At 61.8% G+C, this 21,111-nt stretch carries 24 protein-coding genes; 11 read left to right on the top strand and 13 right to left on the bottom strand.

The window, feature by feature from the left end; genetic code table 11:
• Nucleotides 1-82: 82 nt before the first annotated feature.
• The 3 genes from katG to V2B23_RS00110 all read right to left on the bottom strand — a co-directional run bounded on the left by katG (nucleotide 83) and on the right by V2B23_RS00110 (nucleotide 3,619).
• Nucleotides 83-2,308 carry a catalase/peroxidase HPI gene (katG, locus tag V2B23_RS00120; RefSeq protein ID WP_430948489.1) on the bottom strand — a complete coding sequence of 742 codons (2,226 nt, stop codon included), beginning with the start codon at nucleotides 2,306-2,308 and terminating at the stop codon, nucleotides 83-85.
• Nucleotides 2,309-2,344: 36 nt separating this feature from the next.
• Nucleotides 2,345-2,788 (bottom strand): Fur family transcriptional regulator, encoded by a 444-nt coding sequence (locus V2B23_RS00115; RefSeq protein ID WP_430948488.1) that lies wholly within the window; start codon nucleotides 2,786-2,788, stop codon nucleotides 2,345-2,347.
• A gap of 201 nt (nucleotides 2,789-2,989) precedes the next feature.
• Nucleotides 2,990-3,619, bottom strand: coding sequence for a TetR/AcrR family transcriptional regulator (locus V2B23_RS00110; RefSeq protein ID WP_430948487.1), 630 nt, complete (start codon nucleotides 3,617-3,619; stop codon nucleotides 2,990-2,992).
• Nucleotides 3,620-3,718: 99 nt separating this feature from the next.
• Here V2B23_RS00110 and V2B23_RS00105 point away from each other — a divergent pair, with 99 nt between their 5' ends.
• Both V2B23_RS00105 and V2B23_RS00100 read left to right on the top strand, forming a co-directional pair.
• Nucleotides 3,719-4,864, top strand: coding sequence for a hypothetical protein (locus tag V2B23_RS00105; protein ID WP_430948486.1), 1,146 nt, complete (start codon nucleotides 3,719-3,721; stop codon nucleotides 4,862-4,864).
• The gene (locus tag V2B23_RS00100) at nucleotides 4,857-5,888 is read left to right on the top strand and encodes a phosphotransferase family protein (protein WP_430948485.1); all 1,032 of its coding nucleotides are present in this window, start codon (nucleotides 4,857-4,859) and stop codon (nucleotides 5,886-5,888) included. Before V2B23_RS00105 ends, V2B23_RS00100 begins: the two co-directional genes overlap by 8 nt.
• Before the next feature lie 22 nt (nucleotides 5,889-5,910).
• On the opposite strand, the gene V2B23_RS00095 is transcribed toward V2B23_RS00100, so the two are convergent.
• Genes V2B23_RS00095 through V2B23_RS00080 form a run of 4 tightly spaced genes read right to left on the bottom strand, consistent with a single transcriptional unit; the run spans nucleotide 5,911 to nucleotide 8,822 of the window.
• Entirely contained in the window at nucleotides 5,911-6,726 is an 816-nt protein-coding gene (locus tag V2B23_RS00095) for an enoyl-CoA hydratase/isomerase family protein (RefSeq protein ID WP_430948484.1), read from the bottom strand.
• A complete protein-coding gene (locus tag V2B23_RS00090; protein WP_430948483.1) occupies nucleotides 6,723-7,736 on the bottom strand; it encodes a TIGR03617 family F420-dependent LLM class oxidoreductase in 1,014 nt (337 codons plus the stop codon). Before V2B23_RS00090 ends, V2B23_RS00095 begins: the two co-directional genes overlap by 4 nt.
• Nucleotides 7,733-8,350 carry a TetR/AcrR family transcriptional regulator gene (locus tag V2B23_RS00085; RefSeq protein WP_430948482.1) on the bottom strand — a complete coding sequence of 206 codons (618 nt, stop codon included), beginning with the start codon at nucleotides 8,348-8,350 and terminating at the stop codon, nucleotides 7,733-7,735. Before V2B23_RS00085 ends, V2B23_RS00090 begins: the two co-directional genes overlap by 4 nt.
• A gap of 25 nt (nucleotides 8,351-8,375) precedes the next feature.
• The gene (locus V2B23_RS00080; RefSeq protein WP_430948481.1) at nucleotides 8,376-8,822 is read right to left on the bottom strand and encodes a PPOX class F420-dependent oxidoreductase; all 447 of its coding nucleotides are present in this window, start codon (nucleotides 8,820-8,822) and stop codon (nucleotides 8,376-8,378) included.
• A gap of 152 nt (nucleotides 8,823-8,974) precedes the next feature.
• On the opposite strand from V2B23_RS00080, the gene ctaD reads away from it, so the two are divergent.
• From ctaD to V2B23_RS00065, 3 genes are all read left to right on the top strand, one after another.
• On the top strand, nucleotides 8,975-10,705 hold the full coding sequence (gene ctaD / locus V2B23_RS00075; protein WP_430948480.1) for an aa3-type cytochrome oxidase subunit I: 1,731 nt from the start codon (nucleotides 8,975-8,977) through the stop codon (nucleotides 10,703-10,705).
• A 122-nt stretch (nucleotides 10,706-10,827) separates the two neighbouring features.
• Complete coding sequence (locus V2B23_RS00070; RefSeq protein ID WP_430948479.1) at nucleotides 10,828-11,232, top strand: YtxH domain-containing protein; 405 nt, start codon at nucleotides 10,828-10,830, stop codon at nucleotides 11,230-11,232.
• A gap of 106 nt (nucleotides 11,233-11,338) precedes the next feature.
• A complete protein-coding gene (locus tag V2B23_RS00065; protein ID WP_430948478.1) occupies nucleotides 11,339-11,641 on the top strand; it encodes a hypothetical protein in 303 nt (100 codons plus the stop codon).
• A 142-nt stretch (nucleotides 11,642-11,783) separates the two neighbouring features.
• Here the strand turns inward: V2B23_RS00065 and V2B23_RS00060 are convergent, their stop codons facing one another.
• Together V2B23_RS00060 and V2B23_RS00055 are read right to left on the bottom strand one after the other, a co-directional pair.
• On the bottom strand, nucleotides 11,784-12,704 hold the full coding sequence (locus V2B23_RS00060) for an NAD-dependent epimerase/dehydratase family protein (RefSeq protein ID WP_430948477.1): 921 nt from the start codon (nucleotides 12,702-12,704) through the stop codon (nucleotides 11,784-11,786).
• Nucleotides 12,705-12,823: 119 nt separating this feature from the next.
• Complete coding sequence (locus tag V2B23_RS00055) at nucleotides 12,824-13,579, bottom strand: tryptophan-rich sensory protein (protein ID WP_430948476.1); 756 nt, start codon at nucleotides 13,577-13,579, stop codon at nucleotides 12,824-12,826.
• Nucleotides 13,580-13,732: 153 nt separating this feature from the next.
• On the opposite strand from V2B23_RS00055, the gene V2B23_RS00050 reads away from it, so the two are divergent.
• The 4 genes from V2B23_RS00050 (at nucleotide 13,733) to V2B23_RS00035 (ending at nucleotide 16,565) form a co-directional block, all read left to right on the top strand.
• On the top strand, nucleotides 13,733-14,536 hold the full coding sequence (locus V2B23_RS00050; RefSeq protein ID WP_430948475.1) for a hypothetical protein: 804 nt from the start codon (nucleotides 13,733-13,735) through the stop codon (nucleotides 14,534-14,536).
• 116 nt (nucleotides 14,537-14,652) lie between these two features.
• On the top strand, nucleotides 14,653-15,150 hold the full coding sequence (locus V2B23_RS00045) for a hypothetical protein (protein WP_430948474.1): 498 nt from the start codon (nucleotides 14,653-14,655) through the stop codon (nucleotides 15,148-15,150).
• 99 nt (nucleotides 15,151-15,249) lie between these two features.
• A complete protein-coding gene (locus V2B23_RS00040) occupies nucleotides 15,250-15,630 on the top strand; it encodes a hypothetical protein (protein ID WP_430948473.1) in 381 nt (126 codons plus the stop codon).
• 74 nt (nucleotides 15,631-15,704) lie between these two features.
• Nucleotides 15,705-16,565, top strand: coding sequence for a PhzF family phenazine biosynthesis protein (locus tag V2B23_RS00035; protein ID WP_430948472.1), 861 nt, complete (start codon nucleotides 15,705-15,707; stop codon nucleotides 16,563-16,565).
• A gap of 14 nt (nucleotides 16,566-16,579) precedes the next feature.
• Here the strand turns inward: V2B23_RS00035 and V2B23_RS00030 are convergent, their stop codons facing one another.
• From V2B23_RS00030 to V2B23_RS00020, 3 genes are read right to left on the bottom strand one after another with little or no spacing between them, the layout of a single operon-like run.
• Nucleotides 16,580-18,094: a cobyric acid synthase gene (locus V2B23_RS00030; protein ID WP_430949139.1), complete on the bottom strand. Its 1,515-nt coding sequence runs from the start codon at nucleotides 18,092-18,094 to the stop codon at nucleotides 16,580-16,582.
• Nucleotides 18,095-18,096: 2 nt separating this feature from the next.
• Nucleotides 18,097-18,954 (bottom strand): type I methionyl aminopeptidase, encoded by an 858-nt coding sequence (gene map, locus V2B23_RS00025; protein ID WP_430948471.1) that lies wholly within the window; start codon nucleotides 18,952-18,954, stop codon nucleotides 18,097-18,099.
• A gap of 29 nt (nucleotides 18,955-18,983) precedes the next feature.
• A complete protein-coding gene (locus tag V2B23_RS00020) occupies nucleotides 18,984-19,178 on the bottom strand; it encodes a hypothetical protein (protein ID WP_430948470.1) in 195 nt (64 codons plus the stop codon).
• 38 nt (nucleotides 19,179-19,216) lie between these two features.
• Here V2B23_RS00020 and V2B23_RS00015 point away from each other — a divergent pair, with 38 nt between their 5' ends.
• Both V2B23_RS00015 and V2B23_RS00010 read left to right on the top strand, forming a co-directional pair.
• Complete coding sequence (locus V2B23_RS00015; RefSeq protein WP_430948469.1) at nucleotides 19,217-19,567, top strand: DMT family transporter; 351 nt, start codon at nucleotides 19,217-19,219, stop codon at nucleotides 19,565-19,567.
• On the top strand, nucleotides 19,564-19,890 hold the full coding sequence (locus tag V2B23_RS00010) for a DMT family transporter (protein ID WP_430948468.1): 327 nt from the start codon (nucleotides 19,564-19,566) through the stop codon (nucleotides 19,888-19,890). Before V2B23_RS00015 ends, V2B23_RS00010 begins: the two co-directional genes overlap by 4 nt.
• Here the strand turns inward: V2B23_RS00010 and V2B23_RS00005 are convergent.
• On the bottom strand, nucleotides 19,774-21,111 hold a 1,338-nt coding region (locus V2B23_RS00005; RefSeq protein ID WP_430948467.1), incomplete at its 5' end, for an alpha/beta fold hydrolase. The genes V2B23_RS00010 and V2B23_RS00005 overlap by 117 nt on opposite strands.

Here is a 21,111-nt window from a genome sequence, read left to right as displayed (position 1 = left end):
GATTGTTACTCCCTGACCAAATGCGTAAGGCCCACCCGGCGTTGCTTGCCGGGTGGGCCTTACGCATTGCGCGGTGCGGCGATCAGTCGAGGTCGAACCGATCGAGCTCCATCACCTTGGTCCACGCGCTCGCGAAGTCCTCCACGAACTTCTGCTGTGCGTCCGCACTTGCGTATACCTCTGCGAGAGCACGCAGTTCCGAGTTCGACCCGAAGACAAGGTCGACGGCAGTGGCAGAGTATTTGACGTCACCGGTGGCCCGGTCACGACCCTCGTAGACGTTCTCCGACGACGTGGACGGCTTCCACTCCGTGCCCATGTCGAGGAGATTGACGAAGAAGTCGTTGGTCAACGTCTGCGGCCGATCGGTCAGCACACCGTGGGCGGTACCCCCGACGTTGGCATTCAGCCCGCGAAGGCCACCGACGAGCACCGTCATCTCCGGTGGGGTCAACGTCAACATGTATGCCCGGTCGACAAGCAGGATTTCGGCCGGAATCTTCTCCCCGCCGCGCAGGTAGTTCCGGAATCCGTCTGCCCGAGGTTCGAGAACCGCAAAGGACTCCACGTCCGTCTGTTCCTGCGACGCGTCCGCCCGTCCGGGTGTGAACGAGACGGAGACTTCGTGGCCGGCATCCTTGGCGGCCTTCTCGACCGCCGCGGTTCCCGCCAGAACAATCAGATCGGCAAGCGAAACCTTCGCTCCACCGGACTGGGAATTGAAGTCCTGCTGGATCTGCTCGAGAGCACTCAGTACCGTCGACAGCTCAGCGCGATTATTTGCCTCCCAACTCTTCTGCGGCTCGAGACGAATCCGGGCTCCGTTTGCGCCGCCGCGCATATCGGTGCCACGGAAACTCGCCGCCGACGCCCAGGCAGTGGACACCAGCTGCGAGATCGACAGCCCGGACCCCAGTACCTTGGCCTTGAGAGCAGCGATATCCGCGTCCCCGATCAGAGGGGTAGCGGCGTTGGGAACAGGATCCTGCCACAGCTGCGGTTCCGGAATCCATGGACCGAGATAGCGAGTCACCGGTCCCATGTCGCGGTGCAACAGCTTGTACCAGGCCTTGGCGAACTCCTCGGCAAATTCGTCCGGGTGATCGAGCCAACGGCGCGTGATCTTCTCGTACGCGGGATCGAGCCGCAGCGAGAGGTCCGTGGTCAGCATGGTCGGAGAACGCTTCACCGACGAATCGAACGGGTCCGGAATCGTGCCGGCACCGGCGCCGTCCTTGGGCGTCCACTGCCACGCGTCCGCGGGGCTCTTGGTCAGTTCCCACTCGTAGCCGTAGAGAATTTCCAGGAACGAGTTGTCCCATTGCGTCGGCGTATTCGTCCACACAACTTCGAGGCCGCTGGTGATCGCGTCCTTACCCACGCCAGTGCCGAAGGAACTCTTCCAGCCCAAGCCTTGCTGTTCGATCGGAGCGCCTTCGGGTTCGGGCCCGACGAGATCGGCGGGGCCGGCCCCGTGAGTCTTACCGAAGGTGTGTCCACCGGCGATCAACGCCGCTGTCTCGACGTCGTTCATCGCCATGCGAGCAAAGGTTTCGCGGATATCCCGGGCGGCGGCCACCGGATCGGGCTGGCCGTTCGGGCCCTCCGGATTCACGTAGATCAAACCCATCTGCACTGCGCCGAGCGGACCGGACAGCTCCCGATCGCCGCTGTACCGCTCGTCTCCGAGCCACGTGTCCTCCGGACCCCAGAACATTTCCTCCGGTTCCCAGATGTCCTCGCGACCGAAACCGAAACCGAAGGTCTTGAATCCCATGGACTCCAGGGCGCAGTTACCGGCAAAGACCAGAAGGTCTGCCCACGAGATCTGCTTGCCGTATTTCTGTTTGACGGGCCAGAGCAAGCGACGGGCCTTGTCGAGGCTGGCGTTGTCCGGCCAACTGTTCAGCGGCGCAAACCGTTGTGCGCCTTGACCTCCGCCGCCACGACCGTCAGCGATGCGGTAGGTGCCCGCGGCGTGCCAACTCATCCGAACGAACAGACCGCCGTAGTGACCGTAGTCGGCGGGCCACCAGTCCTGCGACGTTGTCATCAAGTCGATGACGTCTCGCTTGAGAGCCTCGACGTCGAGTTTGGCGAACTCCGCCGCGTAATCGAAGTCCGAGCCCAGCGGATTGGACTTGGGCGAATGAACGCGCAACACCGAGAGATTCGGCTGGTTGGGCCACCAGTCCTGGTTTGTCATCGGGCGATGCGCCGTGGGCGTCGGAGCCGAGATCGCGGGGTTTTCACTTTCGCTTCCCCCCTGCGACTTTCCTTCAGGGGCCATCGGGCAACTATCGGACACGTTAATCCCTCCATGAGCAAATAGATCCGACTCCGATCACGGGTGTGATCGCGAACTCTGTGATGCCACGCAGTCGGGGCACATCCCCCAGAAGACAACTTCGACTTCGACGAACTCGAAGCCGTCGTAATCCGGTGGCGTCAGACAAGGCGCCTCGCCAACTGCGCAGTCGACGTCCGACACCGTCCGGCACGATCGGCAGACGACGTGATGATGGTTGTCATCAACCCTCAACTCGTAGAGAGCCACTGAACCGGAAGGCTGAATCCGGCGCACGATTCCGACGGAGGTCAACGCATGCAGTACGTCGTATACAGCTTGTCGAGACACTCCCGGTAAAACCGCCCGAACAGCATCGAAAATCGAATCCGTCGGGGCATGTGGACGCGCACGCAGGGCTTCGAGCACCGCAACCCGTGGTCGGGTCACACGGAGCTCCGCTTCACGCAGTTGTGCTGGAAAGTCCGGCGTCGAGGACACCTCACTACTATGACGCGGATTTCTGGACTGATCCAAGACTTTCGCGAAAATAGTTGGAATTGACGCTTACCGGATCGTTTCGAGCTGGAATTGATTCCGGATTGTTGCCACAGATGTCACTGTGGCCGCTATCCTCCGCGAGCAACAGCGGCGAGCCGACCGACGCAAAGGGTCGAGTCCCTGAGCCTCATCCGGCTGCAGTCACTCCCCGTCGATATCGCTGCGAGTAGAGGTGATCAGCAAGGCCAACGATGCGGCTGTTCGCGTGCAGAAAGCGTCGGCGTCGGTGAGTCCACTGGTGAGCCCGCGGACAATGGTTGCGGCTACGAGGAAGTCGAAGGCGACATCGGTGGCGGCGGCAACGTCGGTGTCCGACCGGTCCGGATACTCGGCGCGCACCCGCTCGAGGAGAGCCAGTCGGGCGGGATACTCGGAACTGAGAACCAGTCGCTCGTACGCGCCTTCCTCTTGCTGATACGCAGAGAGCAAGCCCGGAATGGCTGCGCGAGTTGCCGGTTCCGCCACCTGAGTCAGGAACCATCGCGTCCAGATCAGTAGGTCCTTGCGCAAGTTCGAGGTAGTCGCGGGCAATGCACCATTCTGCATGCCGAATACCGCTTCTTCGATGATCGATTCCCGGGTTGCCCAGCGCCGATAGATCGCCGCCGTGCCCAGGTTCGCTCGTCGGGCGATCGCCGTGATGGTGGTTTTCTGGTAGCCGAGCTCTACGAGCAACTCCCGGGTGGCGGCGAGAACGGCCAGGTCTACCTGAGGATCGCGGGGCCTCCCCACTCCAGCGGTACCGGTTCGACGATCTCTGCGTTCATCCACATCCGCGGACATTACCGGAGATAAATTGGCCGAAATTAATACGTTGCGAGGCGCTCCGTAATAGATTGAAGACATCCATCCACCACGAAAGGTCAGGCAGTGATCACTCCGCACGACGAACTGCTCATCCACCAACTTCCCACGACACTCGACCACGTCTCGCAAAGCGACCTCCGTTGGACCGAACGCATCGTGATGTACGGCTTCGACAAAACCGGCGAGATCTCGATCATGACAGGCCTGGCCAAATACCCGAACCGAAACGTCCTCGACGCCTACGCCATGGTCACACGCAAGGGCGAAGAGGCTCGCGTGGTTCGTCTGTCGACCGAACTGAACCCGCAGACCGGCGCCCTTGCGGCCTGGAGCGTCGGGCCGTACACCTACGAGATCGTCGAACCGCTGCGCAAGGTTCGCTCGACCGTCGAGTCGAACGAGCACGGACTGAGCCTGCAACTCGACTTCTCCGGCGACTTTCCGGTCTACGAGCAGACGGCAGCATTCCACCGCACCCGTGGCAGAGTGCGCGAGGACGCCCGTCGCTTCTACCAGAACGGCACGATCACCGGCTGGATCGAGATCGACGGCGAGCGCATCGAGATCGATCCGGACAACTGGTGGTTCGGCCGTGACCACTCGTGGGGTGTTCGCCACGGCGGCGGGGGCGGCAGCCTGTCCGAGGGCGCGAACCTGCAACCGTCGGAGGTTCCGGAGGGAGTCCTGTACTACATGGGGATCTTCCAATTCGACGACGAGGTAGTGCATTTCGCGCAGCGCGAGACGAGCACGGGAGCGCGTTGGCAGTTCGAGGGCGAGGTGCTCTTCCCGATCGACAGCGACAAGGACCCATTACCCATCATCGACGTCGAACACGACCTGAAGTTCCGTGACGATCTGCGCGTCGTGAAATCCGGTACCTTCACCGTGCATCGTGCCGACCGAACCACCGACGTCATCGAAGTGAATCCGGTGTGTGATTTCTGGCCGGGACTCGCCGGTTACGACGAATACCGCGGCTACGCCTCGGGTATGTACCGCGGCAAGGACTTCAGCGACAGCTTCACGGTGGACATCACCAACCTCGACGAGATCCGCCAAGTGAGCATGCTCAGCGAAACACTGTGCGAGGTTCGGATGGGCGACAAGATCGGGCACGGACTTGTCGAGATGGTTTTCATGGGTGTGAACCCCCGGTACGGGTACACAGACTGGTCGGCAAACCGGACGGACGCACACGATGACTGAACGTGTCGCAGCGGAAGCCCTGGCATCGACCCTGGAACCCATTGTTCGCGAACAGATTCCAGGCGCACAGGAAGCGAAGATCGTCGCCTGGCAACGCACCGAACGCGGGTTCTCCACCGAGACCTACCTGTTCGAGCTGGAAGGGTCCGAAAATTCGGGGGCGGGCTTCGTGTTCCGACGCCCACCCGAGATCTCCCTGTTTCCCGACTACGACCTACGACGCCAGTATGTGGTGTCGAAGCGACTTGCGGGCACCGATCTGCCTGTCCCCCGGATGCTCTGGATAGACAACGACGACAATGCTCTCGGCGGGCCGTACTACGTCATGGAACGCATCGGAAATGCCGAGGCTCCCAGCGACTTTCCGTCGTATCACACCGCCGGAAACTACTTCGAAGCCGACGAGCAGAGTCGGGCACGGATGTGGTGGGGCTGCGTCGAGACGATGGCCCACATCCATCAACTCGACCCCGGTGAGCTTCGCCTCGACTTTCTCTCCATGCCGAAGTTCGGGGAGAAACCGATCGAGCAGGCGGTGAACTACCTCGACTGGGCCGTGCGGTGGGCAGCGCCGAGCCTGCCGCCGGTAATGGAGAAGGCCCTGTCGTGGCTCCGGGCGAACATCTACGAACCCGAACATGTCACGTTGTGTTGGGGCGATGCGCGCATGTCGAACATCCTTTACAGCCCGGACCATTCCGTCGCCGGGGTACTCGACTGGGAAATGGCCTATCTGGGTGATCACGAAGCCGACCTGGCGTGGATGCTGTTCCTCGACTGGGCTTGTAGCGAGTTCGAGGGGCACCCATCACTGCCGGGCACACCGACCCGGGAGCAGACGATCGCCCGCTACGAGGAACTGACAGGATGGCCGGTCCGGAACCTGCTGTTCAATGAGGTGCTCGCAGCGGTGCTGTTGTCGGTTCCGCTACTGCGACTGTCCACGCACCTGCAACTCGGCGAGCACGCCGATATCACCGCATTCTGTAGCCACCGCCTCGGACAATTGTTGGCACACGCCTAGAGCGGCCGGACACCACACTGGGTCACTCCGGCGCAATCTCCCGCCAGTCGGTCGACAGCCGTGAGACCCAGTGTGGGTCACGCCGTTCCAGATAGGCACGAACTCCCTCGGAAGAGTCGGGCTCACCCATCACACGCAAGTGCAACTCTGTCTCGAGGTCCGCAACCCGCTCGGGACCGTACCCATATCTTGCAGACTGCCACAGGAGACGTTTGGACAGCGAAACAGACATGGGTGCAACGTTCACCGCGATATCCCGAGCGATCTCCAGGGCGGCGGGCAACACGTCGCCGGCGGGTAGGCAACGGCTCGCGAGTCCCAGCCGAACAGCCTCCGCACCGTCAAATGTGCGACCGGTCAACAGGATATCCGCGGCAACCGCCATACCGGCGATACGCGGAACGGTCCAATGTGACATCGCGTCGGGCAACACTCCCCGGCGAACCTGCGGAATCGCATACTTGGCATCCGTGGCAAAAATCCGTATGTCTGTTTGCATCGCGATAGTCAGTCCGATTCCTATCGCGTGTCCGTTCACCGCCGCGATCACGGGCTTACGCAAATCGAAAGCCGGTGGATTGATCGGCGATGCCGAAAAGCCTTCACCGGCAGGCACATCGAACGTGTCCGCGCCTCCCGCAAGATCGGCGCCCGCACAGAATGCCGGCGGCGCACCGGTCAGCACGATGGCACGAACGCCGTCATCCGCGTCAAGATTCCGGTACGCCTCACCCAGTGCTCGACCCATCGCCCCTGTGAACGCGTTGCGTCGTTCCGGGCGGTCAAGGGTGACTACGGCAACACCGCCGTCCACCTGCACCAGCACCCCGCTTGTCATTGCACTGTCCCGAGCGCCGAGATCATTTCCGCAACATGGGAATCAGATACCGGGTATCCAGGAAAGTAGCAGCACACGCGCTCAGCGTGGTCACCGAATCGCTCGATGATCTTTGCCGCACATTCCTCGGGGGTGCCCACTACTGCGAGTGTGTTCATCATGTCTCGATCTATCAGGTCGGTCATTACAGCAAACTCGCGGCGCTTGGAGAGCGAGTTGAGTTCGGGCTGAACATCTTCCCAGCCATCGACCTCCAACACCGGTCGGTAGGCCGGCGTGGAACCGTAGAACGCGAGCAGGCTTCGTACGCCACGCTCGGCGTCAGCGAGTTCACCTGCGGTACGGCCGACTCCGACGAGCACCTGCGGGTAGATCGCAAGGTCTGCTTTGGTGCGACCGCCGAGTTCGAGCCCCTCCTCGATTGCGGCCATGGTCCGCTCCCGGAAATGACGGGCGCTGTTGAAGGGCATGACAAGCAACCCGTCGGCGACTTCCGCGGCGGCCCGAGTCATCAAGGGCCCCAACGCTCCGAGACAGATTTCCGGTGGACCATACGGATTAGGTCCGGGGTCGAACGTGGGCGGCATGAACGTGTGCGAAGTGAACTCGCCAACAAAATCCAGGGGCGAACGCTCCTCCCACGCAGTGAATATCGCCTTGATCGCAAGAACCGATTCACGCATTCGGGCGGCGGGCCGCGACCAGTCGCTGCCATAGCGTCGCTCGATGTGCGGACGAACCTGCGAACCCAAACCGAGCCGGAATCGACCGCGGCTCAACGTCTGTAAGTCGTTCGCGACATGAGCGAGGTGCAACGGACTGCGCGGTAGCGCGATTGCCACATTAGTCATGAGGTCGGCCTCGACCACACCTGACGCGGCGACAAGAGGGACAAAAACATCGTGCGCGCCCTCGAACGTGAAAAGTCCGTCGGCACCGAGGGCTACAAGTTCCTTGGCGCGCGCCGCCGAATCTTCGGGACGTGAATCCAACTGGAGGTCGACCTTCATTCGTGCCCTGCTTTCAGACCGATAGTCTCGCTGGCATGCACTGCCAACACGAACAGTGAACCTGCGAGTGAATCGACGAAACGGTCCTCGTCCTCTGTGCCACGCGTGAGACCACGCATCGTGGTGGCGCCCGAGAGTAAGTCGAACAAGAAAGTCGCGTCTACCTCGACCGGGATTTCTCCCCGAACGACGGCGTTGTCCAACATGTCTTGAAAGGCCTTGCGAACCGGAGCACCTATAGCCAGCAAACGCTGCCGGGCGTCCTCACTTTGAGGATCCGCGAGCAGTCCGGGAACACCGGCCCTGGCCGCAGGTCGCGCGGCTCGAACCAGGAAGATTCGGACCCACGTCGCAAGGTCCGTTCGGAGGTCTCCGGATACCTCGGGCAGCGGATGGCCTCCGGTCCCGTGCACAGCTTCTTCGATCAACGCTTCACGGGTCGGCCATCGGCGGTAAATAGCCGGCGTATTCACTTCGGCCAGTCGGGCGATAGCGGCAATCGTCGTCTGTTGGTAGCCAACTTCTGCCAGGAGGCGGCGCGCTGCAGCGAGCACTGCCTGGTCCTTGCCCGGGTCGCGCGGCCTGCCGGCGCGTGCAGGAGTCTCGGAATTCACCATTACATAGTAGCTCGTAACGTTATTAGCCGGCGCTCGACATGCCGTACACGCGGTCTGCTCGCAAGCTCAGGATCTGGCGTCGTTCAGCCACCATCGCGCGGCGGTAGTCGTCCCAATCAGGATGATCATTGCCGCTGATGTCTCGATAGAGTTCAACCAGCGCGTCGACCACCTCGTCGTGTGGATCGGAAGCTGGTGGGGTCGACTCCGCAATGCCTTCGATCACTGCATAGCTCCAGAAATCCGGAGCACTCACATGCAGTGACACCCTGGGATCACGCTCGGCATTCTTACTCTTGACCCGGTCAGCCGTAATCGAGATCGACGCTGTGCGCGACTCGGAATCCCAACGGTAGATGATGTTGGACAGCTGCGGCCTACCGTCCCGCTTGATTGTTGCCAAAACACCCTGTTTCCCATCGGCAACAAGCTCGAAGACTGCGTCCCGGACTTCCGTATCGTCGCTCATAGCCCGGACAACGACGCAGAAATGGATATTGTTCCGCACCGGGATCCGCTGAGAATCCACACCATCCGAGATAGTTCAGTGCTGTTTCGCCAGCTTCGAGTACGGGTAACAACTCTTGCAGTCGCGCTTCCATACGTGCGATGGGAGACCTCATGACCGCAGTACCAGTCCGCGCCCTCGTTGGCCGACGGCCGTATCCCCCACGCCGCTTGCGGAAGGGCCAGGCGCTTCTCGACACGTTGACGACCACAGATCCGAAGAAACTCGGCTTGATGTACCTGTTCACGTCGTTCGCCTACTTCTTGATCGGCGGCGTGATGGCGTTGATGATGCGTGCCGAGACAGCTGTTCCAGGAATGCAGTTCCTGTCCAACGAGCAGTACAACCAACTGTTCACCATGCATGGCACCATCATGCTTCTGCTGTACGCAACACCGATCCTCTTCGGCTTCGCGAACTACATCCTGCCGTTGCAGATCGGAGCGCCCGACGTCGCGTTTCCCCGATTGAACGCCCTCAGTTACTGGCTCTACTTGTTCGGCGCAATTACTACGATCAGTGGGTTCATCACTCCTGGCGGCGCGGCTGATTTCGGGTGGACTGCGTACGCACCGTTGTCCACCGACACCTTCTCACCGGGGGCCGGAGCCAACCTCTGGATTACCGGACTTACATTGGCCGGAGTCGGAACCATTCTCGGAGCGGTCAACATGATCACCACCGTGGTCTGCCTCCGCGCGCCGGGAATGACGATGTTCCGCATGCCGATCTTCACCTGGAACATCTTCATCACGTCGATACTGATCCTGATCGCCTTTCCGATCCTGACTGCAGCACTGATGGCACTCCTCGCCGACCGAAACCTCGGCGCACATGTCTACGACGCGAGCAACGGCGGAGCCATCCTGTGGCAGCATTTGTTCTGGTTCTTCGGCCACCCTGAGGTCTATATCGTGGCCCTCCCCTTCTTCGGCATCATTTCGGAGATATTGCCGGTCTTCAGCCGCAAACCGATCTTCGGCTACAACGGCCTGGTCTACGCCACTCTTGCCATTGCGGCGCTGTCCATCGCCGTCTGGGCACACCACATGTTTGCCACCGGCGCCGTTCTATTGCCCTTCTTCTCCTTCATGACCTTCCTGATCGCGGTGCCCACCGGAGTCAAGTTCTTCAACTGGATCGGCACAATGTGGAAGGGACAGTTGACTTTCGAGTCACCCATGCTGTTTTCTCTCGGCTTCTTGGTCACGTTTCTGTTCGGCGGATTGACTGGCATCATCCTCGCGAGCCCACCACTCGACTTCCACGTCACGGACAGCTATTTTGTCGTCGCGCACTTCCACTACGTTCTGTTCGGCACAATCGTGTTCGCGACATTTGCCGGCATCTACTTCTGGTTCCCGAAGATGACCGGCCGGATGCTGGACGACCGACTCGGGGTCTGGCATTTCTGGACCACGTTTGTCGGATTCCACGGCACATTCCTCGTTCAGCACTGGCTGGGCGCCGAAGGTATGCCTCGCAGGTACGCCGACTACCTACCTTCCGACGGGTTCACGATGCTCAATTCCGTCTCCACGATCTTCGCTTTCGTTTTGGGCGCGTCCACGTTGCCGTTCGTGTGGAACGTCTTCAAGAGCTACCGATATGGCGAAGTGGTCACGGTCGACGATCCGTGGGGATTCGGAAACTCGCTCGAGTGGGCAACCAGTTGTCCCCCGCCCCGGCACAATTTCACCGAACTTCCCAGAATTCGCTCAGAACGCCCCGCGTTCGAACTTCACTACCCACACATGGTCGACCGGATGCGCGCCGAAGCTCACATCACCAGCGATGGCCACTCCGCGCGCGCAATGTCCTTGGAAGACACCGCTGATCGTTAAGACGCTCCGTCATACCGCCGCTCGCGCGGTTAGCAGGCTTGGTGACGGGTATTCGTGGGTGGACGAGCGATCAGTGACAACTCGTCCACCTCGTTCCACGCCGGACGACAACAGGAGACGTCATGCAGAAAGCACTGATCTTCATAGCGGGCGCCGCTGCGGGATTCGTCGTGGGCACCAGATCCGGACGACAAACCTACGAAAAGATGAGGGACCAGTCCCTCGAACTGTGGCACAACCCGACTGTCCAGGAAAAAGTAAGCGAAGTGGCGGAAACCGTCAAGGAGAAGGCACCGCAGGTACAACACAAGGTCGGCGACCTTGCCAAAAAAGCTAGCCACCACAACGCCGAGACAAGCACCGCGGGCGGTCCAGCCATCGGAGAAACACCCGATAAGGTTGCGACCCCAACTCCGACAGCGGAAGGCAACTCGCCCGGCACCCCGGCCCCGCCGGACGATGTCGCACCAAGCGATTCCGGCCAAGGGCACACCAGCCGCAACCAAAACCCGGATCCGAAAGCCTGACCTGACAGAGGCGTTGGTGTGCGGGACAACGGAATCGCGTGCACCCGAGCCGAACATCCGTCACCTCAATGCAACTGTCGGGTGAACCTCAACCTACAGTTGTCGGATGTCTGTGAATATCGATGTCCGTTTCGGCGTGTACGGCCTGGCGCCGGCAGACGCCGACGCGATCTACACAGTGTTCGAGCAGGTAGTTGAGGAAAATCGGCTCGAACGTGAGGTGGTCATCTCACGGCGAGAAAACCCCGAGGGGACCCGTGACCTGCACGTCGTGTCACAGCATCCCGTAATTTTCAGCGGTTTCTACAAGTGGCGTCCCACCTTCGAGAAGTCGTTGCAGCTTCGCGTCGCGGAGGCGGTTCCGCCCGCGAGGGTTGTATTCGACTGGAGCTACCCAGACGAGGAATGAGGTCGAGGACCGCAGTAGCGGCGCGTAGCGCGGCCGAAACCTGCGGCCTGGCTCGCTGGGCCGGCCGACCCGCTGTCCACACTGGCGTGGGCTTGGCGACACACCGGAACAAGACCACAGTAGGGACAGCGGGCCTGGTGCGTCAGCGTGCGTCGACGGCTTCCTTCACTGTCTCGTGCATCTCTGCAAGTGCACGCGCACAGTCGTTCCGGGTGTAGCCGAGCAGCGCGGTGTCGGCGTCAGACGGCTCGTAAGAGATGACGTTGCCGCGTCCCTGGACGATGAAGCTGTCCGGAAGGATCGGGTGCTCCTCATTGCGTTCCTCGATGACCCGATCGCCGCCCGTGGCAGCAACAAGCAACTCGAAATATTGCTGGTACGTGAGATTCTGGTCGCCGATCAGATATGCCTTGCCCGATTCCGCGTGTTGCAGCGCGCCCCAGATCGCTTCCGCCAACGACCGCACCGACATGAAATTGGTGCCACCGGCCGGAGCGAAATCAGGAATCTGCGGCTCGTTACCCGCAGCCCACGAGAACATCTTGCGGTAACGCTTGGCAGACGCTCCACTGATGACGCCGAGAATTGAGGGAGGGTTCAGTGTCGACACATTGAAGGTCTCGTCGGCCAACGCCCGTGCTCCCTCGTCGGCAGCCTTTCGCGCAGCGATGTACGGCATCGTCTCTGCCAATTCTGGACGCAGATGGTGGTAGTAGCTTCCCACCTGGACGAACCGGGCAACACCAGCCTCTTTGGCCAGCGCCGCGAACCGTGGCACCCCACCGGACTGCGTCTTCTCCCAGAATTCCGCCTCATCGACGCCGCGGCCCATGTGTCGCACGTCTTGCCCGGCAGCAAAGACGATGGCGTCGAACGGCGCAAGTTGCTCCGCTGTGAAAGTTTGCTCCGTGTAGTCACCGAGCAGGACCGGGAAACCTCGCACGGGCGAGTCGTCGGCGAGCGGGTTGCGTGCTGCGACGGTCACGTCATTTCCGACCTCGCGCAAATGAAGTGCCGTGTTGGCGCCGATCATGCCGGTTCCGCCAACAATCAGAATTTTCACAGGGTGCCTCTTCTTTAACGTAGAGAATTTCTTCTAGGTGGAGAATCACTTCGATTCATGAATCTAGGTAAACCGGAATCACTTCGGAACGACTTCTCTCACCGACCGGGATCGAAAATCTATTTCGTCGGCTGCGCGCCGGTCAGGTCGAGCCTGACGCCGGCGGTATAGACACCAACCATCATGGCTGCGACCACTGCCGAGATACCGACTACCGTGTTCGCCAGGTCGCCGCCCAGTCGGCCCTGCGCCACCCACGCCAGTCCCCACACAATGCCGATCGACGGCGCGATCGCGCCGCGTGAACCGGTGGCAAGGCCAACGCCGACCACGGCAGCGACGGCGAGAACAATGACTGCCCACGTCGTCGCTGCGCTCGTGATACCCAGGTCGACGAGCCAGGCGGTGACGTTGGCGATCGTTGCGACACACACCCAGCCGAGATACAAGCCCATGGTGCCGTCCGTGATCACCGCGTCGATCCCGTTCTCCGGGCGCTGTCGCTGAAGCAGCACGAACACTCGCGCAAGCACAGCCAGCAGACTCGCGATAATCACGACGCTCAGCCACAACAATCCGGCCTGGACCGACAGAATCCAGGCAGCATTGAGGAGCATCGACACCGCTATCGCGGGACGCAAGGACTCATGGCGCACGGTCCGCTCTGGCAGGAACTGCCAGATCGCGTATGCGAGAAACCCGCCGTAGACGACCGACCAGATCGAGAACGCAGTCCCCGCCGGTGCCACCAGCGTCGACGTCGCGCTCAGTGCGCCTCCCGCAGCCTCCGCGATAGGCGTTCCGATCCAGGCTCCCGAGCCCACGAAGGCTCCGACGACCGCAACCACGGCGCTGACAACGACGACGAGTTTCATAGCCTGACCCATACCTGACGTATGCCCAGCGAGGCGACGTACGACTCACGTTGGTGATCGCGGTGCCACGGTATTCGCGGTGCAGCGGTATTCGCGGTGCAGCGGTATTCGCGGTGCAGCGGTGTCACGGCGTTCGCGGTGCCACAATGATGTGTGGACTTCGACAGCACGGCCGACGACCTCTACGAAGTCGACCCGTCCGAATTCATTGCCGCGCGACGCGCCGCGGTCTCGCACGCCAAGGAGTCTGGCGATACGGTCCTGGCGAAAAATCTGAATGCCCTGCGCAAACCCACGACAACGGGATGGGCTCTCAACCTGCTCGTCCGGGTCGAGCCGGAAAGCGTCGATCGACTGCTCGAACTCGGGGCCGCACTACGATCGGCACAGCAGGCCCTGCACGGTGATGAGTTGCGCTCCCTTGCCACCCGGCGAGCGGCCGTACTGTCAGCACTGACCGACCGAGCCGCATCCGCGGCAAGGGACCGCGGGCGCCAACTACCGGAGAGCGTGCTGCGCGAGATCGGCCAGTCACTGTCGGCGGCGCTCGCCGAACCCGATATCGGTGCCGATCTACGTCGCGGTCGGATGCTCGGCTCAGTGTCGTACAGCGGCTTCGGCCCTGCCGCGCTCGCGTCGGTACCCGAGCCGGCGGCACCAATGCCTTCCGAGACCGAGCCGAAAAAACAGCCGAGTGAGGCCGCGCGGAAACAGGCTGAGGCTCGCGTCAGCGACGCCGAAACTGCTGCGCATCGGGCTACTTCGGAACTCGAAGCAGCTACGGCGAGGGTGAACGACGCGGCACAGAAGGTCTCCGAACTCCGAGAGGCTTTGTCACGAGCCGAGCAGGAGTCCCGATTTGCCGAGTCAGCTCGGCGCACCGCCGAGGAAGCCGCGGAGCGGGCGGCGACGACGCTGACACAGGCCAGGGATCTCGCTGCCGAGTTCGACACCTGATCTTTCTCGAGTCCGACCCATCCGCATTCGATCCGGCTACGAATGCACTACAGACGGCATCTGGCCTGACCCTGCCGAATCGTTTCGGCGGGCGGCCACTGGAAAGAGCACCTTTGATGCGCGCACTGGTAGTCATCAGGACGGTCCGCCGCCGCTACTTCCTGACCAGACACGGTAACCGCATCGTAGGAGCCTCCATGGTTGTCGACGAGTTTTTCTCCATACCTTCACTTTCCGTAGCCGCCTCCGCTGATCAGCTCCGCATCCTGCGGGCTCTCGTCCGGTCGAGGGGCATGCACCACGATCTGTCGGCCGACACGGTGGCAGATCTTGTTCTCGCGGTCGACGAAGCAGCGAGCACTCTTCTGCGCCACACGCTCACCTGCAGCACTCTCACGTGCACCGTCGGAGCCGATACGGGCGGCGTGTCGGTGATCCTCACCGGGACGACGTCGGCAATGGTCGACACCAGCACAACCTCATTCAGTTGGTTCGTTCTGCAAACGCTGGTGGACAGCGTCGCTCTGGAGCAGTGTCCGTCCGCAGTCGCAGGCCCTACCCAGATGTGGGCTGTGACCGTCACCATGGACATGACACTGAAGGCCGACCCCTGATTCCATCCACGGACGACGAGCGTCCAGCTGGAGTCCTCAGCACAAACAGACGGTATGTGCGACGGAGGTAGGACAACGGATTGTGGGTACACAGACATCATGACGTCAATCCCCACCGCGCGCCTACTCCCTCAAGCTCTGGGTGTCCTGACCGCCGCTTACAGCGCCGCTCTGGTCCTCTCACCCCGCATTCTTGCGAAGCCGTGCAAACTCACCAAGGCTGACGGCAGCGTCGCGCCTGAGGTAGCGACCGTGATCAGGGCGGTTGGAGCACGCGATGCCGCGAGCGGACTTCTGATGGCCATGGCACCGTACGGGCCTGCGCGTCGCGGCGCTGTCGCGTTCCGAGCCGCAGCCGATCTCGGTGACGCCGCAATCTTCGGATCGACGCTTCCCGACGCGGCAACGCGGCTCAAGGTCGCTGGATTCGCCGCCGCCTGGGGCTTGCTGTGTGCCTACAGCGGCCGCTACGCAGGCTGATCGAAACGCCGTCCGGTCCAGTGCGGACCATCCGGCTCTTTCGTGCCGGCACGTCCACGAGGGATGATCGCTTCATGGCCCTCGCACCCGATATCCTGCGCTACACCGCGTTCAGTTCCGATCCCGCCGGCGGCAACCCGGCAGGAGTGTTACTGGACGCGCGAGGCATAAGCGACGCGGATTTGCAGGTCATCGCAACGGACATCGGATACGCGGAGACTGCATTTGTCACCAAACCTGGATCCGAGGAGGACAAGCAGCACAACGTTATTCGATACTTCTCCCCCATTGCGGAGATTCCGTTCTGCGGTCACGCCACCATTGCCACTGCGGTGGCGCTCACCGAACGAGACGGCGCCGGAACCTTCACCTTCGAGACATCGGTAGGACCGGTGTCGATCGCGACCACAACAGACTCATCAGGCATTCTCGCAACCTTCACCAGCGTGGAACCTGCAACCTCGCCCATCGACCATGCCGTGCTCACTGCACTGCTCGGACTCGTGGGCATCGACTCGTCGGCAATCGACACCAACTTTCCGCCGCAGCTGTCGTATGCCGGAAACACCCACCCCGTCGTGGTCCTCGGCGACAAATCGACCTTCGACCAGTTCACCTTCGACCCCCCGGCAATGCGCACACTCATGGACGCACAGGGCTGGGCCGGAACCGTGACCTTCCTCCATCAATTGGACGCCAACACTTTCGAAGCCCGCAACCTCTTCCCGGTGGGCAACATCACCGAAGACCCGGCAACGGGATCTGCAGCGGCTTCTACTGGCGGATATCTGCGGGCACTCAATCCCGATGACACTCCCCGGCGCATCACGATCCACCAGGGCAGACACGTCGGCCGTCCGAGCGTCCTCCTCGTCGATATTCCGACACAGGGAGGCATCGCGGTAACGGGAACAGCTGTCCCGATCACCGCGTAAGAAGCTAGCGAGCGTCAGACGCGATTCAGGTGAGAGGTGATGACGGGCAATCCATTCGGGACTCCGCCGCCGATCAGTTCCTCGAGTGCGTCCTGATCGAGGTACTTCTCGACGAGGTCGGCCAGGAGGTCGAGTTGCTGTTCACGGACGGCAGCCACCGAGGTATCCGGCGCCACGACAAACCCCGCACCGGCAATGTCCGTCAGGAAGGTGCGGCGATAGGCGTCGCTTTCCAGAAGTCCATGCCAGTGAGTGCCGCGGACCGACCCTCGAACACTTCCCTCCGGCGAACCGTCGGCAGCGGTGAGCAACGGTAGATCGTTGTTGCGTACAACCCGGCCGTGATGAATCTCGTACCCGGACAACGGAATACCGTCGTGATGACCGTCGACCTGAGCCAGCACTTTGTCCGCGGCGAATTCGATGTCGAGGTCGAGCAATCCTAGTCCGGCAGTAGTGCCCGATCCTGATTCGACGTCGTCGACGATGGACTTGCCCAGCATCTGATAGCCGCCGCAGATTCCCAGGACAGCCTGGCCACGACCTGCTCGAGCGATGATCTCGTCGGCCAGGCCCGTGCTGCGCAACCACTCGAGATCACTCACCGTGGACTTACTGCCCGGAATCACCACGAGATCCGCGTCACGAATACGGGCCGGGTCGGTGATCCACGAAACCGCAACCCCCGGTTCGCAGGCGAGCGCTTCGACGTCCGTCGAATTGGAAATGCGCGGCAACCGAACTGCTGCCACCGTCAACCACGCCGAACCGACGGGTTGTCCGGGGCGACCCACCGGTGCATTACCGGTTACGCCCAGCGAGTCCTCCGCGTCGAGCCACAGATCGTCGGCAAACGGGATGACGCCAAGCGTAGGGCGTCCGGTCAGTTCGCGGAGTTGTTCGAGGCCTGGCTCGAGCAACCCGACGTCACCGCGGAATTTGTTGATCACAAAGCCGGCGATCAAGGCCTGATCGCTCGGCGAGAGGACCGCAACCGTTCCGAACAGATGAGCCAGCACACCACCGCGATCGATGTCGCCGACCACGATCACCGGAATGGAAGCGGCTTCCGCCAATCCCATGTTCGCGAGATCGGTTGCCCGCAAATTGATTTCGGCCGGTGACCCGGCACCCTCACAAATCACGACGTCGAAGTCGCCGCGCAACGACGCCAGATCCTCCGCGACGACCCCGCGTAACCACGCACGGTGCTGCATGTAATCCCGCGCACCGACAGTTGTCATCGCCTTGCCACGAACGACCAATTGAGACGTCCGATCACTTCCCGGCTTGAGCAGCACCGGGTTGAACCGCACACTCGGTTCCAAACCACAGGCGCGGGCTTGAAGTGCCTGCGCGCGGCCGATCTCCCCGCCGTCGAGCGTGACGACGGAATTGTTGGACATGTTCTGCGCCTTGAAGGGCGCGACACGTACACCGCGACGCGCCAGCATCCGGCACAACCCGGCGACAAGGACACTCTTGCCCGCGTCGGAGGTCGTACCCGCTACGAGCAGGGCACCGCGCAGGGTCAAGGCAGCGTCAGGATCTCGGCACCGGTGTCGGTGACAACCAGGGTGTGCTCGAACTGAGCCGTCCACTTGCGGTCCTTGGTGACCACGGTCCAGTCGTCTTCCCAGATCTCGTAGTCGATGCCACCGAGGTTGATCATCGGTTCGATGGTGAAGACCATTCCGGGTTCGATGATCGTTTCGACGCCGGGCTCGTCGTAGTGCAGGATCACGAGGCCGTTATGGAAGGTCTCGCCGATGCCGTGGCCCGTGAAATCACGCACGACGCCGTATCCGAATCGGTGAGCATAAGACTCGATGACCCGACCGATCACGTTGAGCGCGCGGCCCGGCTTGACGGCCTTGATTGCCCGCATCGTGGCTTCGTGGGTGCGCTCGACAAGAAGGCGATGCTCCTCGGATACGTCACCGGCGAGGAAGGTGGCGTTGGTGTCGCCGTGCACGCCGCCGATGTATGCGGTGACGTCGATGTTGACGATGTCACCGTCCTGGATGACCGTGGAATCGGGGATTCCGTGGCAGATCACCTCGTTCAGTGAGGTGCAGCAGGACTTCGGAAAGCTCTTGTAGCCCAACGTCGACGGGTATGCGCCGTGATCGATCATGTACTCGTGAGCAATGCGGTCCAGCTCGTCGGTGGTGACGCCGGGAGCAACAGCCTTGCCCGCTTCCTGCAACGCCCGCGCGGCGATCTTGCTCGCGACGCGCATCGCCTCGATGGTCTCCGGCGACTGGACCCAAGGCTCGTTGCCTTCCTTGGCTGTCGGCTTCCACGCGTACTCGGGCCGCTCGATCTTCGAGGGCACAGCAAGGACAGGTGAGACGGTTCCGGGGACCAACGGTGTACGCACAGACATGCCGAACAGCCTAGCCCCCGAGCATGGCACTAGCCGGACGCACTCCAGTTCCGGAACACGGGATCGACAACCGTTCTGGTCGGCCAACACATCGAACCCGCACCTGTCCATGTGATCGGCGCCCGAGCTACTGCGTCGAAGAGCGTCTCGGTTCCCGAGTTGGTCAACGGCTCGATCGGAGCAGTATCGGACGGCAAGTCGTTGGCTGCACGATCCGCGTCCACGTCACCGCCCGGCCATAGCTCTGACAGAATCACGGCTTGTGAAGAAATGGCTACTACTGATTGCTGCGATCGTGACCGAGGTCTCCGCCACGCTCTCGTTGCGCGCCGCTCTCGATCATCCTGCCTGGTACGTAGTGGTCGCTGTGGGATACGTCGCAGCCTTCACCGCCCTGTCGTTCGTTCTCCGCGCAGGTATGGGACTTGGTGTTGCATACGGAATCTGGGGAGCGACCGGAGTTGTCCTGACGGCAATACTCGCGACGATCCTCTTCGGCGATCCCTTGACTGCGACGATGGGACTGGGTATCGCCTTGGTCATCGGTGGAGTCCTCTGTGTCGAACTCGGCTCGCAAGCGGCCGCCACCCGAGAATCGGGTGACCCCGCGTGACATGGATATTTCTGATCGCGGCGATCCTGTGCGAAGTTTCCGCCACCCTGGCGCTGCGCATGGCTTCACAACAGGGAAGCAACAAGAAGTGGTTCGTCATGGTGGGCGTGGGCTACGTGGCCTCCTTCGCGTTCCTGACACTCGCGCTCGACGCCGGCCTTGCCCTCGGAGTGGCGTACGGAATCTGGACGGCCTGCGGGGTGGCGCTAACTGCCCTTGCGTCCCGAATCCTGTTTCGCGAAGCCTTGACGAAGCTCATGGCGGCGAGCATTGCGCTGATTGCCGCCGGTGTTGTCCTCATCGAACTCGGCGCCGGCCACTAGGTCAGCCGAAGCAAGGTGGCGATTCAGGATCGGACCGATGACTGCCAGACCTGGAGGGCTCGTCATCTGCTCATGCGTCGTGGGGATCTTGTACTCGCGGATGTCGCCCACAATGTAGGCCTTCCAGTCCGACGCCCCGATCGAGCCTTCGGGTCTTCCGTTTCTGTCGGCTTCGCGCGATTCCACGGAGCTGAAGTAGAGAAGTTCGGAGAGATCAAGGTTCGACGGATTGTGCGCCACGGCGTCATCGACCAGCTTGCAGTACTGCCCGTACAACGTCTCGAGGTGATCTGCCGTCAGCGTCGCAAAAAATCCGCCCTTGCGGCGCAGGAACTCCGCGACCTGATCGAATGTGGGGACTTCCTCGAACGCGTCGGGGAAATCAACCTCGGCGAACTCGGCGACCAATCGCGCCACAGACGGCATCGGAGCGTCGATCTCGGTCATCAGGCGACTGTCCATCATCGCGAGCGTTGCAACCTCGTCACCGTCATGGCGAAGCTTGGCCGCCATTGCGTGTGCAATCTGGCCACCGACCGAATATCCGAGCAGATGATAGGGCCCGTGTGGCTGTACGGATCGAATCTCATGGACGTAGCGGGCCGCAAGATCGTCGAGCGAATCGAACTGCGCGGATGAATCTGTCAGTGCGGGTGATTGGATTCCGTAGATCGGGCGGTCACTGTCCACATACTGCACCAGTCCGCTGAAACACCACGCCAGCCCGATCGCGGGATGGATACAGAACAGCGGATCACGATTCCCCGTGGCCCGCAGGGGAAGCAGTACCCCGACCGCGTCGTTCGCCTCCGCTGTGCCCGTCGAAATTCGGTGTGCCAAGGCCGCGGGGGTCGACTCGGTGAAAATCCAGTGAACCGGCACCGCGACCTCAATCGATTGTTGCAATCGTGCAGCCACGGCGGTGGCTGTCAACGAATTGCCCCCCAGCGCAAAGAAATTGTCGTCGGCACCCACTCGCGATATACCCAGTGCATCCGCAAACGCCGCGGCAACGGCGGTTTCCGCGCCTTCTCGAGGCGGACGATATTCTGCGCGCTGGGCTTCGAAGTCGGGTGTGGGCAACGCATCCCGATCGATCTTCCCATTCGGCGTCACCGGCAACTCGTCAACCACCACCACCGCAGCCGGCACCATCTGCCGAACCACACGCTCCGCCATACAATCCACAATCTCCGAAGCATCCAGGCTCACAGACGGTTC

Source organism: Rhodococcus sp. 24CO (assembly GCF_050586165.1).
In the GTDB taxonomy this organism is placed as follows: domain Bacteria; phylum Actinomycetota; class Actinomycetes; order Mycobacteriales; family Mycobacteriaceae; genus Rhodococcus_F.
This window is presented reverse-complemented; position numbering and strand designations above follow the sequence as displayed.